Source organism: Streptomyces sp. NPDC016459, from assembly GCF_040632845.1.
Taxonomy (GTDB): domain Bacteria; phylum Actinomycetota; class Actinomycetes; order Streptomycetales; family Streptomycetaceae; genus Streptomyces.
On the sequence record NZ_JBEYCR010000001.1, the window covers coordinates 706,568 to 723,105 of the forward strand.

Annotated in this window: 13 protein-coding genes; 7 read left to right on the top strand and 6 right to left on the bottom strand. The window is 71.9% G+C overall.

Annotated features, from left to right (window positions below; all coding sequences use genetic code 11):
* Positions 1-261 precede the first annotated feature (261 nt).
* The 6 genes from ABZ567_RS03245 (at position 262) to ABZ567_RS03270 (ending at position 7,314) form a co-directional block, all read left to right on the top strand.
* Positions 262-1,461, top strand: a complete 1,200-nt coding sequence (locus tag ABZ567_RS03245; RefSeq protein ID WP_360784047.1) for an FAD-dependent oxidoreductase — start codon at positions 262-264, stop codon at positions 1,459-1,461.
* Between the two features lie 13 nt (positions 1,462-1,474).
* Positions 1,475-4,033, top strand: a complete 2,559-nt coding sequence (nirB, locus tag ABZ567_RS03250) for a nitrite reductase large subunit NirB (protein ID WP_360785015.1) — start codon at positions 1,475-1,477, stop codon at positions 4,031-4,033.
* Positions 4,030-4,383: a nitrite reductase small subunit NirD gene (gene nirD, locus ABZ567_RS03255; RefSeq protein WP_360784050.1), complete on the top strand. Its 354-nt coding sequence runs from the start codon at positions 4,030-4,032 to the stop codon at positions 4,381-4,383. The genes nirB and nirD overlap by 4 nt, the downstream gene beginning before the upstream one ends.
* 37 nt (positions 4,384-4,420) lie before the next feature.
* Complete coding sequence (locus ABZ567_RS03260) at positions 4,421-5,005, top strand: helix-turn-helix domain-containing protein (protein WP_360784053.1); 585 nt, start codon at positions 4,421-4,423, stop codon at positions 5,003-5,005.
* Between the two features lie 79 nt (positions 5,006-5,084).
* On the top strand, positions 5,085-6,515 hold the full coding sequence (locus ABZ567_RS03265; RefSeq protein WP_360784055.1) for an MFS transporter: 1,431 nt from the start codon (positions 5,085-5,087) through the stop codon (positions 6,513-6,515).
* Between the two features lie 37 nt (positions 6,516-6,552).
* Positions 6,553-7,314: an SDR family oxidoreductase gene (locus ABZ567_RS03270; protein WP_360784058.1), complete on the top strand. Its 762-nt coding sequence runs from the start codon at positions 6,553-6,555 to the stop codon at positions 7,312-7,314.
* 9 nt (positions 7,315-7,323) lie between these two features.
* Here the strand turns inward: ABZ567_RS03270 and ABZ567_RS03275 are convergent, their stop codons facing one another.
* Complete coding sequence (locus ABZ567_RS03275) at positions 7,324-7,737, bottom strand: VOC family protein (protein ID WP_360784060.1); 414 nt, start codon at positions 7,735-7,737, stop codon at positions 7,324-7,326.
* 139 nt (positions 7,738-7,876) lie between these two features.
* Positions 7,877-8,326: a group III truncated hemoglobin gene (locus tag ABZ567_RS03280; RefSeq protein WP_360784062.1), complete on the bottom strand. Its 450-nt coding sequence runs from the start codon at positions 8,324-8,326 to the stop codon at positions 7,877-7,879.
* 223 nt (positions 8,327-8,549) lie between these two features.
* Between ABZ567_RS03280 and ABZ567_RS03285 the strand changes: the two genes are divergently transcribed.
* Positions 8,550-9,707, top strand: coding sequence for an alkaline phosphatase PhoX (locus ABZ567_RS03285; protein WP_360784065.1), 1,158 nt, complete (start codon positions 8,550-8,552; stop codon positions 9,705-9,707).
* Here ABZ567_RS03285 and ABZ567_RS03290 read toward each other — a convergent pair.
* From ABZ567_RS03290 to ABZ567_RS03305, 4 genes are all read right to left on the bottom strand, one after another.
* A complete protein-coding gene (locus ABZ567_RS03290; protein WP_360784068.1) occupies positions 9,677-10,699 on the bottom strand; it encodes a winged helix-turn-helix domain-containing protein in 1,023 nt (340 codons plus the stop codon). The two genes, ABZ567_RS03285 and ABZ567_RS03290, sit on opposite strands and share 31 nt — an antisense overlap.
* Positions 10,700-11,287: 588 nt before the next feature.
* Positions 11,288-13,999 carry a pyruvate, phosphate dikinase gene (gene ppdK / locus ABZ567_RS03295; RefSeq protein WP_360784072.1) on the bottom strand — a complete coding sequence of 904 codons (2,712 nt, stop codon included), beginning with the start codon at positions 13,997-13,999 and terminating at the stop codon, positions 11,288-11,290.
* A 356-nt stretch (positions 14,000-14,355) separates the two neighbouring features.
* Complete coding sequence (dusB, locus tag ABZ567_RS03300) at positions 14,356-15,492, bottom strand: tRNA dihydrouridine synthase DusB (protein WP_360784074.1); 1,137 nt, start codon at positions 15,490-15,492, stop codon at positions 14,356-14,358.
* A gap of 34 nt (positions 15,493-15,526) precedes the next feature.
* Positions 15,527-16,417 carry a helix-turn-helix domain-containing protein gene (locus ABZ567_RS03305; protein WP_360785017.1) on the bottom strand — a complete coding sequence of 297 codons (891 nt, stop codon included), beginning with the start codon at positions 16,415-16,417 and terminating at the stop codon, positions 15,527-15,529.
* Between the last annotated feature and the right edge of the window lie 121 nt (positions 16,418-16,538).

Sequence of the window (16,538 nt, forward strand, 5' to 3'; positions counted from 1 at the left end):
GACGTGATCGTCGGGCCGTCCAACGATCGCCTGATCGTTGAGCTGCCTCTGAGCATCGCGGCGCCGGGGGCCCGCCCGTATACGGGGATCCGCTGATCCGGCCCGCCGCCCGGCTCCCTCGGGCGGGCGTGGGCCGGGGCGCACGGCGGGTCGATCCGCCCCCGGCCTCACAGTGCGCCGGGCCGGGGGCGGAGATCAGCGTTCCGTACGGGAAACAGTCGGGATGCCGTCGGGTAACACCGGCCCCGCACGCTTCCCGGTATGAGTACACGGATCGTGGTGGTCGGGGGCGGAACGGCGGGCGCCCGACTCGCCCAGCGCCTGCCCGTCACCCTCCTCGGCGAGGAGCCGCACGCCCCCTACAACAGGGTGCTGCTCGCCGACGTCCTCGCCGGGCGGTACGCCCCCGAGGTGATCGCCCTGCCCGGGACCCGGGAGCCGGTACGGCTCGGGGTGCGGGCGGTGCGGATCGACCGGGCGGCGCGGACGGTGGAGTGCGCGGACGGCTCGCTCGTCGGCTACGACCGGCTGGTCCTGGCCACGGGCTCCAACCCGGTGCTGCCGCCGCTGCGCGGGCTGCGCGGGGCGGAGCCGCCGGAGGGCGTCCACGCCTTCCGTACGCTCGACGACTGCCTGGCCCTGCGCGACCGGGTCCGTCCCGGGGTGCGGGCGGTGGTCATCGGCGGCGGGCTCCTCGGCGTCTCGGCGGCGCGGGCCCTCGCGGCCCTCGGCGCGGAGGTGGTCCTGACCCAGCAGGGCGAGCGCCTGATGGAACGCCAACTCGACACGTACGCGTCGGCGCTGCTCCGCGAGCACATGGAGGCCCTCGGCGTCGAGGTGCACACCGAGTGCCGGGTGAGCGGGCTGCGGCAGCGGGACGGGGCGGTCACGGCGGTCGAGCTGGCCGACGGCTTCGTGCTCGACGCCCAGGTCGTGGTCCTGGCCTGCGGGGTGCGGCCCCGTACCGCCCTCGCTCGCGACGCGGGGCTCGACGTCGGCCGGGGCATCCTCGTCGACGACGAGCTGCGGACCTCCGACCCGTACATCCACGCGGTCGGCGACTGCGCCGAACACGAAGGCCGCGTCTACGGTCTGGCGGGCCCGGCCCTGGAACAGGCCGACGCCCTGGCCGAGGTGCTCGTGCGCGAGGTGCCCTCGGCGGGGTCTCCCCGCTACACCGGCACCCGCGCCCTCACCCGCCTCACCCTCGGCGGAGCCCAGCCCCTGGACCTCGCCGCCTTCGGCGAGGCCACCCCCCGGCCGGGCGACGACGTCGTCCAGCTCACCGACGCCACGCGCAGCGCGTACCGCAAGGTCGTCGTCCGCGGGGACCGGCTCGTCGGGGGCGTCCTCCTCGGCGACCTGGGCGCGGTCGGCACGCTCGCCAGGGCCTGGGAGGGCGACGAAGCCCTCCCGGAGGCCCCCCTGCTCCACCTGCTCACCCACGACGGAGGCTCCTGACATGAGCGCTGACATGACCGCGCACACCCCGACGATCGTCCTGGTCGGCCACGGAATGGTCGGCCAGCGGTTCCTGGAGTCGCTCGCCGACCGTGGGGTCACCGAGCGGGCCAGGATCGTGGTCCTCTGCGAGGAACCGCGCCCGGCCTACGACCGCGTGCAGCTGACCTCGTACTTCTCCGGGAAGACGCCCGACGACCTGTCGATGGTCGAGGCGGGCTTCATGGAGAAGCACGGCATCGAGCTGTACGTCGGTGACGCGGCGGAGTCGGTGGACCGGGAGGCCCGGACGGTCACCGCCCGCTCCGGTCGGGTCTTCGCGTACGACTCGCTCGTCCTGGCCACCGGCTCGTTCCCGTTCGTGCCGCCGGTGCCCGGCAAGGACGCCCGCGGCTGCTTCGTGTACCGCACGATCGAGGACCTGCTCGCGATCGAGGAGTACGCGAAGACGGCGACGACCGGCGCGGTCGTCGGCGGCGGTCTGCTCGGCCTGGAGGCGGCGGGCGCGCTGAAGGGCCTCGGGCTCGACACCCATGTCGTCGAGTTCGCGCCGCGTCTGATGCCGGTGCAGGTCGACGAGGGCGGCGGCGCCGCGCTGCTCCGCACGATCGAGCGGATGGGTCTGACCGTCCACACGGGGACGGGCACGCAGGAGGTCGTGACGGCGGACGGCACCGTGACGGGCATGAGGCTGTCGGACGGCTCCGAGCTGGCCACGGACATGGTGGTGTTCTCGGCCGGTGTACGGCCCCGGGACCAGCTGGCCCGCGACTGCGGCCTGACCGTCGGGGAGCGCGGCGGCATCGCGGTCGACGAGCTGTGCCGCACGTCCGACCCCGCTGTGTTCGCGATCGGCGAGTGCGCGCTGGCCTCCGACGGCCGGGTGTACGGCCTGGTGGCACCGGGCTACGAGATGGCGCAGACGGCGGCGGCGGCGATCGCCGAGGAGACGGACGGGACTGTCGACGGTTTCACGGGCGCCGACCTGTCGACGAAGCTGAAGCTGCTCGGTGTGGACGTCGCCTCCTTCGGTGACGCGCACGGCACGGCCGAGGGCTGCCTCGACGTCGTGTACTCGGACTCCCGCTCGGGTGTCTACAAGAAGTTGGTGATGTCCCAGGACGGGGTGCTGCTCGGCGGTGTCCTCGTCGGTGACGCCGAGCAGTACGGTCTCCTGCGGCCGCTGACCGGTACCGTGCCGCCCGTCTCCGCCGAGCAGCTGGTGCTTCCGGCGGGGGTCGGCGCGCCGGTGGCGCTCGGTCCCTCGGCGCTGCCGGACGACGCGGTGATCTGCTCCTGCCACAACGTGACGAAGCACGCGATCGGCCAGTGCTCCTCGCTGGCCGAGGTGAAGAAGTGCACCAAGGCCGGTACGGGTTGCGGCAGCTGTGTGAAGACCATCGAGAAGCTGCTGCCGGCGGCGAAGGACAAGGGGCTCTGCGGCTGCTTCTCGTACACCCGGAGCGAGCTGTACGAGATCGCCCGCACCCTGCGGATCGCCTCGTTCGCGGCGCTGCTCGACTCGCACGGGCGGCCGGAGGCGCAGGGCGGTGAGGGCTGTGAGGTCTGCAAGCCGACCGTCGGCTCGATCATCGCGTCGCTCGCCCCGACGCTCGGCGTCGGCGGGTACATCCTCGACGGCGAGCAGGCCTCCCTCCAGGACACCAACGACCACTTCCTCGCCAACATGCAGCGCAACGGCTCCTACTCGGTCGTGCCGCGCATCCCCGGCGGTGAGATCACCCCGGACAAGCTCATCGTGATCGGCGAGGTGGCCCGGGACTTCGGCCTCTACACGAAGATCACGGGTGGCCAGCGGATCGACCTCTTCGGCGCCCGGGTGGACCAGCTCCCGGCGATCTGGACCCGGCTGGTGGACGCGGGCTTCGAGTCGGGGCACGCGTACGGCAAGTCGCTGCGCACGGTGAAGTCCTGCGTCGGGCAGACCTGGTGCCGCTACGGCGTCCAGGACTCGGTGAAGATGGCGATCCAGCTGGAGCTGCGCTACCGGGGCCTGCGCGCCCCGCACAAGCTCAAGTCGGCGGTCTCCGGCTGCGCCCGCGAGTGCGCCGAGGCCCAGTCGAAGGACTTCGGGATCATCGCCACGGCCAACGGCTGGAACCTGTACGTGGGCGGGAACGGCGGCGCGACCCCGCGCCACGCGGACCTGCTCGCGCAGGACCTGTCGGACGCCGAACTGGTGCGCCTGATCGACCGGTTCCTGATGTTCTACATCCGGACGGCGGACCGCCTTGAGCGGACGTCGACGTGGCTGGAGCGCCTGGAGGGCGGCCTGGACCACCTCAAGGACGTGGTGGTGCACGACTCGCTCGGGCTCTGCGACGAGCTGGAGGCGCTGATGGCGGCGCACGTCGCCGGCTACCAGGACGAGTGGGCGCAGACGCTGGACGACCCGGAGCGGCTGCGGCGCTTCGTCTCCTTCGTGAACGCGCCGGACGCGCCGGACCCCACGGTCCGGTTCGTGCCGGAGCGCGACCAGATCAAGCCGGACCTCACGATCCTGACGCTCGGCAGGACGAACAGCACGCTGGAAGGGGCTTCCTCCCGATGACGACGACTCTCCCGTCTCTCACGACGACACTCGAACTCTCCCCCGCCCCAGGCTCCTGGGTGACGGTCTGCGAGGAGTCCCGGCTGACGCCGGGCCGGGGCGTGGCGGTGCTGCTGCCGGACGGCCGGCAGGCGGCGGTCTTCCGGGACCGGTCGGGGCGGCTGTACGCGATCGACAACCGTGACCCGTTCTCGGGGGCGCAGGTGCTGTCCCGGGGGCTCGTCGGCTCGGCGGACGGAGGGCCGTTCGTGGCCTCGCCGCTCCTGAAGCAGCGCTTCGACCTGGAGACGGGGCGGTGCCTGGACGACGACGAGGTGGCGGTGGCGGTGTATCCCGTCCGCACCAAGTGACTTGACCGATCGTTCCAGATGATCGTACGGTCTCCTCGTGGCCAGGACCAAGGAATTCGATCCGGACGCCGCGCTCCAGGCAGCCCTTGAGCTGTTCTGGGCGCGCGGCTACGAGGCGACGGCGATGTCGGACCTCGTGGAGCACCTCGGCATCGGCCGCGCCAGCCTCTACGCGACCTTCGGGAACAAGCACGAGCTGTACCTGAAGGCCATGGACCGCTACCTGGAGACCCGCGACCCGCGGCTCGTCGAGGAGTTGTCCGCGCCGGGCCCGGCCCTGCCGGCCGTCCGGGCGCTCGTCCGCCGCTTCGCCACCGAGGCGACGACGGAGGGGGAGCGCCTGAACGGCTGCTTCGTCACCAACTCGGCGGCGGAACTCGGGCCGCACGACCCGGCGGTGGCGCGTCGGGTCGAGCTCAGCTGGGAGCAGGTGGAGACGCTCCTGTACGCGGCGCTCGCCCGGGCCCGCGCCGGGGGCGAGCTCCCGGCCGGGCGCGATCCGCGGTCCCTGGCCCGGATGCTCCTGGTCCTGCTCCAGGGCATCCGCGTGGTGGGCAAGGCGTCCAGCGACCCGGCCAGGGTCAGGGACGCGGCGGAACAGGCACTGAGCCTGCTGGACTGAGGAACGGGCGCCCCCGGGGCGCCCTCTTTTCGGACCTCATATTGGAACGTACGGTCAAATTCAAGGGGGGTGGGGCGGCATGGCGGCCACACAGGCTGACGCGACGACCGCGAAGGGGCGGGAGGAGCCCGACAGGGGCCCGGTACGGGCGACGGGGGGCCACCGGCGGCCCGCCCGGTACGGCTTCGCCCTGCTCGGCGGCGTACAGATGACACTGATCTTCACCCTCGCCTCCCTCGCCGTCCCCCTCCCCCGCATCGGCTCCGAACTCCGTCTCGACCGCGCCGACCTGATCCTGCTGAGCGCCGCCTACGGACTGACCTTCGCCGGACTGCTCCTCCTCGGCGGGCGGCTCGCCGACCGCTACGGCGGGCGCCGGATCCTCACCACCGGACTCCTGGTCTTCGGCGCCGCCTCCGCCCTCGCCCCGCTCGCCCCCGGGTACGAGGCGCTGCTCGCCGCCCGGTTCGGCCAGGGCGTCGGCGCGGCGCTCGTCGCCCCGGCCGCGATGGCCCTGCTCCGGCCCCTGTTCCCCGAACCGGCCGCGTACGGCAGGGCGATGGCCACCTGGGGCGGTCTCTCCGTGCTCGGCGCGACCGCCGGGAACCTGCTCTCCGGGGCGATCGCGGCGGCCACCTCCTGGCGCGGCACCTTCGCCGTCCCGGTCGCGGCGACCCTCGCCGCCCTCCTCCTCGCGCCCCGGCTGCTGCCCGCGACGCTGCCGGGCCGGGGCCGGACCCTGGACCTGCCGGGCGCCCTGTTCGCCACCGGCGGCATCACGCTCGCCAGCCTCGGCCTCGTGCTCACCGACGCCCACCCGTGGGTCTCCGCCCCGGTCCTGCTCCCCCTCCTCGCCGGGATCGCCCTGCTCGCCGCCTTCGGCGCCCTGGAGCGGCGGACCGCCGACCCGCTGCTTCCCCCCGACTTCCTGCGGGACGGCCGCCGCGCCCTGGGCCTCGCCGCGATCGGCCTCACGGCGGCCGGCACGGCCACGGTCTTCATCCTGCTCTCCCTCTCGTTCCAGCAGGAGCGCGGCTGGGACGAACTGCGCACCTCCGCCGCCTTCGTCCCCTTCGCGGCGGCCCTCCTCGCCTCGGGACGCCTCGCGGGCCCGCTGATCGGGCGGTACGGCCCCGGGCGGGTGACCGGAGCCGGACTCGGTACGGCGGCGGCGGGCCTCGGACTCCTCGCCGCGACCGGCTTCGACGCCTCCGTCCCGTACGCGTACGGGCTGCTTCCCGGGCTGCTCCTGCTGCCGGCCGGCGGCGCCCTGTCCTTCGCGGGCGCCGCCGTCCTGGCCACCGACGGCGTCCCGGCGCACCGGGCGGGGCTCGCCGGCGGCGTCCTCAACACGGCGATGGAACTTGGGCCGACCGTGGTCCTCGCCGCGTTGCTCACCCTGGGCGGCGACGCGGTGTCGCTGGCGGTCGCCGCCGCCCTCTTCGCCGCTCTCGCCGCCGTCACGATCCGCTCGAAGCAACCGGGTCGCGTCAGCACCTCGGGCGCGTAGCCCGCACAAGCAACCGCATCTCCCAGGGAGTCATCTCATGTCCGCACGCTTCACCGACCGCGTCGTCCTCGTCACCGGGGCCGGTTCCGGTCTCGGCCGGGCCATCGCGCTCGCCTTCGCCGCCGAGGGCGCGAAGGTCGCCGTCGCCGGCCGCACCGCCGGACCCCTCGACGCGACGGTCGCCCTGATCGAGGCCGCCGGGGGCACCGCCGCCGCCGTCACCGCCGACGTGGCCGACGCCGAGTCCACCCGGGACCTTGTCCGGCGTACCGTCGAGGTCTTCGGCGGTCTCGACGTGGCCGTCAACAACGCGGGGGTGTTCCGGGGCGGTCACAGCGCCGCCGACTTCCCCCTGGACGACTGGCGGACGCTGCTCGACATCAACGTCACGGGGGTGCTGCACGCCCTCCAGGCCGAGATCGCGCACATGCGGGCGCACGGCGGCGGGGCGATCGTGAACATCGCGTCCAACCTGGGCCCGCACGTCCGGGTCCCCGGGGTCTTCGGCTACCAGGTCTCCAAGGCGGCCGTCTCGGCGATGACCCGGGCGGCGGCCCTGGACCACATCGCCGACGGGGTGCGCATCAACGCGGTCAGCCCGGGCGCCTCGGAGTCCAGCATGTCGCTGCTGCCCGGCGAGACCGAGGCCGAGCGGGAGGTCCGGATGAAGGAGCAGTCACCCCTGGGACGGATCTCGTCCGCCGCCGAGGTGGCGGCGGCGGTGCTCTACCTCGCGTCGGACGCGGCGGGCTCCGCCGTCGGCACCGACCTGGTGATCGACGGCGGCGTCTCCGCCTGACACCGGGGCTCAGCCCTGGGTGGCCGCCGGGTCCATCCAGAACAGCTCCCAGTGGTGGCCGTCCAGGTCGGTGAAGGAACGGCCGTACATGAAGCCGAGGTCCATCGGCTCCTTCGCCGGGGTGGCGCCGGCGGCGAGGGCGGCGTCCGCCAGTTCGTCGCACTTCTCGCGGCTCTCGGCGCTCAGGGTGAGCAGGACCTCGGTGGCCCTGGTCGCGTCGGAGATCTCCTTGCCGGGGGCCGTGAAGGAGGCGAACTTCTCCTCGGTGAGGAGCATCGCGAAGATCGTGTCGCTGATGACGACACACGCGGCCGTGTCGTCGCTGAACTGCGGGTTGGCGGAGTAGCCGAGCTTCCCGAAGAAGGCCTTGCTGGCGTCGAGGTCCTTCACGGGCAGGTTCACGAAGATCGTCTGCGGGGCCATGGTGTGCTCTCTCTTCCCTCGGTCCGGCTCGCTCGACGCGTTCCGGCGCTTGTCACAGGGAGGACGGGCGCCCCGCCCGGAACTCATCGCTCCCCCGGCGATTCCTCGAATGATTCCTCCCGTCCGACGATTCTCCCGCTCAGACCACCGAGCGCAGCCGCAGTGCCGCCAGGGGGACGAATCCCCCGCTGCCGCCGCCGGTCCGCGCCCCCGGCCCGCCGAGCCGTCGCAGCAGGGCGAGGGCGATCCGCTCGCCCTGCTCCTTGGCCCGCTCGGCCCGCGGCCCGGTGTGGAGGCCGTCGACGGTGGCGTGCCAGAGCTGGACCCAGCGGCCGAAGTGGGCGGCGGTGAGAGGGCGCGCGGAGTGGAGGGCCGCGTGCGGGGCGAAGGCGTCACGCCCGTAGGCGGCGGTACGGAGGAGGGCCCGCTCCCAGAAGTCGGTGATCCGGGGCAGGTGGGCCTCCAGGTCGGTGCCGGCGATCTCGGTGAAGAAGGGCCCGATGAGCGGGTCGGCGAAGGCCGCCGTGTAGAAGCGGCGCAGCAGTACGTCGAGGTCGTCGCGGTCACTGATGTCCCGGGTGGCACGCATGCCCCCAGTGTCCCCGCGGGCGCCCGGCTCCCCAAGTGCCGAAGGTCCTCGCGTCGACGTCCGTGGCGGGATCCCGACGGGTGCTCCACCCGCCCCGTACCCGCCGCTTCCCCTTCACCGCTTGTTGATGCACAGTCAACTCCGTACTCCTAGGTTCCGGAAGCGCGACCCCGCCGCCGACCGGCGTGGCGGGGCGGTTCACCACCCTTCTCAGGAGTGAGACGTGGAGCGACGCAGTTTCCTGCGTGGAGCGGTCATCGGCACGTCGGCCGCCGCCTTCGGCGGCAGCCTGTGGCACGGCGCGGCCTTCGCCGCCCCCGCCCAGCCCGGCGCCGGCCCCTACGGGGCGCTCGGTGCGGCGAACGCCAACGGCATCCAGCTGCCCGCCGGGTTCACCAGCCGGATCATCGCCCGGTCCGGCCAGACCGTGGCCGGCACCTCGTACACCTGGCACAACGCCCCCGACGGCGGCGCCTGTTTCGTCGACGGCACCGGCTGGATCTACGTGTCCAACTCGGAGATCAACCCGGGCGGCGGCGCGAGCGCGGTGAAGTTCAACTCGGCGGGCACCGTCACCGGCGCCTACCGCATCCTCTCCAACACCCGGCAGAACTGCGCGGGCGGCGCCACCCCGTGGAACACCTGGCTCTCCTGCGAGGAGGTCTCCCTCGGCTACGTCTACGAGTCGAACCCGTGGGGCGGCACCAGCTACCGCCGCGACGCGATGGGCCGGTTCAAGCACGAGGCCGCCGCGGCCGACCCGGTCCGCAAGGCGATCTACCTGACCGAGGACGAGACGGACGGCTGCTTCTACCGGTTCCTCCCGACCACCTGGGGCGACCTCTCCTCCGGCACCCTCCAGGTCTTCAAGGCCGGCACGGGCACCTCCGGCACGTTCACCTGGCAGAACGTGCCGGACCCGGACGGCTCCCCGACCACTACCCGCAACCAGGTCTCCGGCGCCAAGCGCTTCAGCGGCGGCGAGGGCTGCTACTACGCGAACGACACCGTCTGGTTCACCACCAAGGGCGACAACCGGGTCTGGCAGGTCAACCTCGCCGCCGGCACCTACGAGCTGGCCTACGACGACTCGCTCGTCTCCGGCGGCGGCGCCCCGCTCACCGGTGTCGACAACGTCACCGGCACCTCCTCCGGCGACCTGTTCGTCGCCGAGGACGGCGGCAACATGGAGATCTGCGTCATCACCCCGGACGACGTCGTCGCGCCGTTCCTGCGGATCACCGGCCAGTCCTCCTCCGAGATCTGCGGCCCCGCCTTCTCCCCCGACGGCAAGCGGCTGTACTTCTCCAGCCAGCGGGGCACGAGCGGCAGCTCCTCCGGCGGCATCACCTACGAGGTGACGGGCCCGTTCCGCGCGTAGCACCGCATGTCCACCGTCCGGTGGGCGCCGCCGAGCAGGGCGGCGCCCAGCGGCGTGAGCGTGTGCAGGACCGCGTTGCCGTGGCGCAGGGTCGCGATCAGCCCGGCCTCGCGCAGGACGCCCGCGTGCTGACTGGCCGAGGCGAGCGACACCCCGGCCCTGCGGGCCAGCTCGCTGGTCGTACCGCCGTCGCCGATGGCGTGCAGGACGGTGGAGCGGGTCTGGCCGACGAGCTTGGCGAGCGAGGAGCCGCCCGGGGCCCGTACGGTCGGCGCCTCGCCGTGGGTGACGGGGTAGACGAGGACCGGCGGCAGCGCGGGGTCACGCAGCACGACCGGGGTCCCCCGGCAGAAGTACGAGGGCTGGAGCAGCAGCCCCCGCCCGTCGAGGTGGACGTCCCGGTCGACCGGGTAGTCGGCCTCCAGGACGGGCGCGCGCCAGCGCAGCATCGGCGGCAGCGAGGCGAGGAGTTCGTCCGCGCCGCCGTCCAGGAGCGCCCGGCCGCGACACGCGCGGTCGGCCTCGACCCGGGCCCTGATGTGCGGCCAGTACGGCTCGACCGCCGCCCGGTGATAGCTCCGCAGGGCCCCCACGAGCCGGTCGAAGGGCTCCGCGCCACCGTCGGCGAGGGCACGGAGCGAGTGGGGGACGGTCCGGCCGCCCGACCGGTCCGCGGCGAGCAGCGAGAGCTCGGCGCGCAGCCGTCCGGCGTCGGTCGCACGGATCGCCTGGAGGCCCTCGTCGAGTCCGTGGACGCCCTCGGCGGGCGTCAGGAAGTCGGGGAAATAGCCGCGGCTGGGGACGAGCGCGGCGAGCAGCCGGGTCTCACCGCTCAGCCGCATCCTGGTTTCGGAGCGCCATTCTCCGTAGACGACGGAGCCGCGCCGGTCCCTTAAACGGTGAAAGCTCAGAATCGTTTCCCACAGAACGTCCGGCCGGGCTGCCGTCCGCACCCCCGCCAGGTCGTTTCCGGTGAAATGAATCCGCAGCATGACGTCCCCACCTGTGCACTCGCAACCACCCCCGACAACGAGTATGCACAGCATCACTGCACGTTACCAGGGTGTTTCAGCCACAGTTGAAAAGCATCGCGGCAATCGGGGCGGAAACGAAAAGCTGTGCGGGTCGGGCAGGAAACCTTCAGGACCGAGGTGACGTGGTGGAGACCGTGGGGGGCTTTGCCCGTCCGGCGGCGGTCGGCGAGGGTTGCGGCTCACCTGCCCGGCATCGGTAAAGGGCGCGGCCTCCGGGTGGGGATCCGGAGGCCGCGCCCGCTCCGTTCTTTGCCGAAGAAACGGGAAAGTTCAACGGCCAATAATTCAATCGGGCCCAATTGAACGAGAACTCACGTCCGCCCAAAATCAAAACGACGGGACGGACACCTCCGCACAAAGGTGTCCGTCCCGTCTCTCTTGGTGCCGGAGCCGCCGCCCGCCGGTGAGGGTGGGAGATGACCGACGGCGGCCCCGGTGGTTCCGGTGAATCCCCTGCTGAACGGGGGTTCAGCAGGATCCGCGACCGTTCCTGAACCCCGGTTCAGGAGGGCCCGACCGCCACTCCCGAACCGGGGGCATGCGGGGTCAGCGGCTGTCGCTGCCCTTGGACCCGGCCGCCGCGCGACCTGCCTCCAGGCGTGCCACCGGGATCCGGAAGGGCGAGCAGGAGACGTAGTCGAGGCCCACCTCGTGGAAGAAGTGCACCGACTCCGGGTCGCCGCCGTGCTCACCGCAGACACCGAGCTTGATGTCGGGGCGGGTGGCCCGGCCGGCCTCGACGGCGCTGCGCACGAGCGCGCCGACACCGTCCTTGTCGATGGTCTCGAACGGGCTGACGCCGAAGATGCCCTTCTCCAGGTACGCGGTGAAGAACGAGGCCTCCACGTCGTCGCGGGAGAAGCCCCACACCGTCTGGGTCAGGTCGTTGGTGCCGAAGGAGAAGAACTCGGCGGCCTCGGCGATCTGGCCCGCGGTCACGGCGGCTCGCGGCAGCTCGATCATGGTGCCGAGCGCCAGCTTCAGCTCCACACCGGTACGGGCCTGGACCTCCGCGATGACCTGCTCGGCCTCCTCGCGGACGATCTCCAGCTCCTGGACGGTGCCGACGAGCGGGATCATGATCTCGACGCGCGGGTCGCCCTTGGCGTCGATGCGCTGCGCCGCGGCCTCCGCGATCGCCCGGACCTGCATGGTGAACAGGCCGGGGATGACCAGGCCGAGACGGACACCGCGCAGACCCAGCATCGGGTTCTGCTCGTGCAGCCGGTGGACGGCCTGGAGCAGGCGCAGGTCGTTCTCGTGCGGCTCCTTGCGGGACTCCGCGAGGGCGACGCGTACCGAGAGCTCGGTGATGTCGGGCAGGAACTCGTGCAGCGGCGGGTCGAGCAGCCGGACCGTGACGGGCAGCCCGTCCATGGCCTCGAACAGCTCGACGAAGTCCGTCTGCTGGAGCGGCAGCAGGGCTTCCAGGGCCTGGTCGCGCTCGGCGTCGGTGTCCGCGAGGATCAGCCGCTCGACGAACTGGCGGCGCTCGCCGAGGAACATGTGCTCGGTGCGGCAGAGGCCGATGCCCTGGGCGCCGAAGCGGCGGGCGCGGTTGGCGTCCTCGGCGTTGTCGGCGTTGGCGCGGACCCGGAGGCGGCGGACGCGGTCCGCGTAGGCCATGATCCGGTGGACGGCGGCGACGAGCTCGTCGGCGTCGTCGGCGCCGGCGTGCATCCGGCCCTCGAAGTACTCGACGACCGGCGACGGTACGACCGGTACCTCACCGAGGTAGACCTTGCCGGTGGAGCCGTCGATGGAGACGACGTCACCCTCCTCGACGACCTGGCCGTCCGAGGTGGTCATCCGGCGGCGCTTGGTGTCGACCTCGAGTTCCTCGGCGCCGCAGACACAGGTCTTGCCCATGCCGCGGGCGACGACGGCGGCGTGCGAGGTCTTGCCGCCGCGGGAGGTGAGGATGCCCTCGGCGGCGATCATGCCGTCCAGGTCGTCCGGGTTGGTCTCGCGGCGGATCAGGATGACCTTCTCGCCCGACCGGGACCACTTGACGGCGGTGTACGAGTCGAAGACGGCCTTGCCGACGGCGGCACCCGGGGAGGCGGCGATACCGCGCCCGATCTGGTCGACCTTCGCGTTCTCGTCGAACTTGGGGAACATCAGCTGGGCCAGCTGCGCGCCGGTGACGCGCTGGAGCGCCTCGGCCTCGTCGATCAGACCCTGGTCCACGAGCTGCGTGGCGATGCGGAAGGCGGCACCGGCGGTGCGCTTGCCGACCCGGGTCTGGAGCATCCAGAGCTGGCCGCGCTCGATGGTGAACTCGATGTCGCAGAGATCCTTGTAGTGGGTCTCCAGCGTCTCCATGATGTGCATCAGCTGGTCGTAGGACGTCTTGTCGATCGACTCGAGGTCGGCCAGCGGCACGGTGTTGCGGATGCCGGCGACGACGTCCTCGCCCTGCGCGTTCTGCAGGTAGTCGCCGTAGACGCCCTGGTGGCCGGAGGCGGGGTCGCGGGTGAAGGCGACGCCGGTGCCGGAGTCCGGGCCGAGGTTGCCGAAGACCATCGAGCAGACGTTGACGGCGGTGCCGAGGTCGCCGGGGATGCGCTCCTGACGGCGGTACAGCTTCGCGCGGTCGGTGTTCCAGGAGTTGAAGACGGCCTCGATGGCGAGGTCCATCTGCTCACGCGGGTCCTGGGGGAAGTCGCGGCCGGTGTCGGTCTTCACGATCTTCTTGAACTGCTTGACGACCTTCTTCAGGTCGGCGGCGTCGAGGTCGGTGTCGCTGGCGACCTTCTTCGCGGCCTTGACCTCGTCGAGGGCGTCCTCGAAGAGCTCGCCGTCGACACCGAGGACGGTCTTGCCGAACATCTGGATGAGCCGCCGGTACGAGTCCCAGGCGAAGCGCTCGTTGTCGGCCTGGCGGGCGAGGCCGACGACGGACTCGTCGGAGAGACCGATGTTGAGGACCGTGTCCATCATGCCCGGCATGGAGAACTTGGCGCCCGAGCGGACGGAGACGAGCAGCGGGTCGTCGGCCTGGCCGAGCTTCTTGCCCATCTTCCGTTCGAGAGCGTCGAGGTGGGCGGACACCTCGTCGCGGAGCGCCACGGGCTCCGAGCCGCTCTCGAGGTAGACCTTGCACGCCTCGGTGGTGATCGTGAACCCGGGGGGGACCGGCAGACCGAGGTTGGTCATCTCGGCCAGGTTCGCGCCCTTGCCACCGAGCAGGTCCTTCAGGTCCCTGTTGCCCTCGGTGAAGTCGTACACGAACTTCTGATCATTGTTTTCCGACACGGGTCCCGACTCCTCGATGACTCGGTTGGCTGCCCTGACGGCGAGGAACATACCCAGATCGAAGGCTTCTGGGGAGGTACGCCTAGCGGTCACGTGGCCTTAACCACCCGTCCGCCAGCACTTCGAAAGTAACCGAGAAGTAGCTTCCGCTTTTACGCCCCGAAGGCGGGATGACCGAAAACAGAGGCAAGCAGCTCATCTGAGCGCACATTCGAGCACTTGCGTTCAAGTCTTGAACGCTGAAAGGGTGGCACCGGGTGCCACCCTTTCAGGCAGTACAGCCTTCCGTAACCTGCTCATCTGAGCACCCACCCCCTCAAGGGTGGCGAGGATCACTCCCCCGGAAAGACCGAATCTCAGCCGCCGGACGTGTCCAGCTCGGCGTCCTCACTGACTCCCGCGCAGTCGTAAGGGTCCTTCAACCAGCCGTCCGGCAGGACAACCCGGTTGTTTCCGGACGTACGGCCCCGAGGGCCGTCCGCACCCGCCGGCCACGGCTGATCCAGGTCCAGCTCGCTCAACTGAGCGCGCAGCTCGTCCAGCGACGAGGTGACCGCCAGCTTCTTGCGCATCTCGGAACCCACCGCGAAGCCCTTCAGGTACCAGGCCACGTGCTTGCGGAAGTCGATGACACCGCGTGCCTCGTCACCCAGCCACTCACCGAGCAGTCGCGCGTGCCGCACCATCGCGTCCGCGACCTCCCGCAGACCGGGCTGGGCGTAGGCACCGGTGCCCTCGAAGCCCGCCACCAGGTCCGCGAACAGCCACGGCCGGCCGAGGCAGCCGCGCCCGACGACCACACCGTCGCAGCCCGTCTCGCGCATCATCCGCAGGGCGTCGTCGGCCGACCAGATGTCGCCGTTGCCGAGCACCGGGATCTCCGGCACGTGCTCCTTGAGGCGCGCGATCGCGTCCCAGTCGGCGGTGCCTCCGTAGTGCTGGGCGGCGGTCCTGCCGTGCAGGGCGATCGCCGTGACGCCCTCCTCGACCGCGATCCGGCCCGCGTCCAGATACGTGATGTGGTCGTCGTCGATGCCCTTGCGCATCTTCATCGTGACCGGCAGGTCGCCCGCGCCCGTCACGGCCTCGTTCAGGATCGCCCGCAGCAGCGGCCGCTTGTAGGGCAGGGCCGAGCCGCCGCCCTTCCGCGTCACCTTGGGGACCGGGCAGCCGAAGTTCAGGTCGATGTGGTCGGCCAGGTCCTCGTCGACGATCATCCGCACGGCCTTGCCGACCGTCACGGGGTCCACCCCGTACAGCTGGATCGAGCGCGGCTGCTCCGTCGCGTCGAAGCGGATGAGCTGCATCGTCTTCTCGTTGCGCTCGACCAGGGCGCGCGTCGTGATCATCTCGCTCACGAACAGCCCCTTGCCGCCGCTGAACTCGCGGCAGAGGGTACGGAAGGGGGCGTTGGTGATGCCGGCCATGGGGGCGAGCACCACCGGGGGCTGCACGATGTGCGGGCCGATGGCGAGAGGGGTGAACGCGGTCATGGGCCCCATTGTCCCGCACCCCGGGAGACTTCCGTCAGCCGTACGGCCCACGCATGGCCGAGCTCACAGCCGGGGGGCCCGCCTGCTCGCGGACGACGATGTCCAGGAGCCGTTCCACGCCGGCCCTGGTCTCGTCGTCGACGGGGACGTAGGTGACCAGGTGAGGTCCGGCGGTCGGGCCGAGCCAGAGGTTGGTGTGCTCGAACCTGAGCAGGCCCACGTGCGCGTTGCGGACGATTTTGGTGCGCCCGCCCGGGGCGACCACGTCGTGCCGGGCCCAGATCTCGCGGAACTCCGCCGAGGCCTCTTCGAGCCGCCGTACGAGCGCCCTCCAGGCGGGCTCGGCCAGGTGATCGGCCATGGAGGCGCGGAGCTTCCCGGCGAGGAGGGGCAGGAGCTCCGGCAGATCGGTGGCCGCGGCCCGGAAGTCGTCGTCGGTGAAGGCGAGCCAGAGGGAGTTGCGGTCCTCGCGGGGCAGGGCGTCCAGGTCGCGGAAGAGGCGCCCGAAGGTCCGGTTGTGGGCGAGGAAGTCGAACCGGCTGTTCTGGACGGCGGCGGGGACGGGCTCCAGCTGCTCCAGGAGCGCCCGCAGCGCGGGGGTGACCGCCGGGGAGGGCGCGCCGGGGTGCGGGTCGGGCTGTCCCGCGAGGGCGAACAGGTGGCTGCGCTCGGTCGGGTCGAGAAGCAGCGCGCCGGCGAGGGCGTCGAGGACCTGCGGGGAGACCTGGATGTCCCGGGCCTGCTCCAGCCAGGTGTACCAGGTGACGCCGACGGCGGAGAGGTGGGCGACCTCCTCGCGGCGCAGGCCGGGGGTGCGGCGGCGGCGCCCCCGGGGCAGGCCGACCTGCTCGGGGGTGATGCGCTCGCGCCGGCTGCGCAGGAAGGCGGCGAGCTCGTGCCGTCGCGTCTCGGGTTCGGCGGTCATCGCGGTGGTCACGCTCCCGAAGGTGTCATGTCGATCAGGCCGGACCGGGAGGCCGGCCCGATCCGTACGACGGCTTCAGGGTGCCGGGGCGGGCAGCCCGTTGCCAGGTACTGCTCGTACC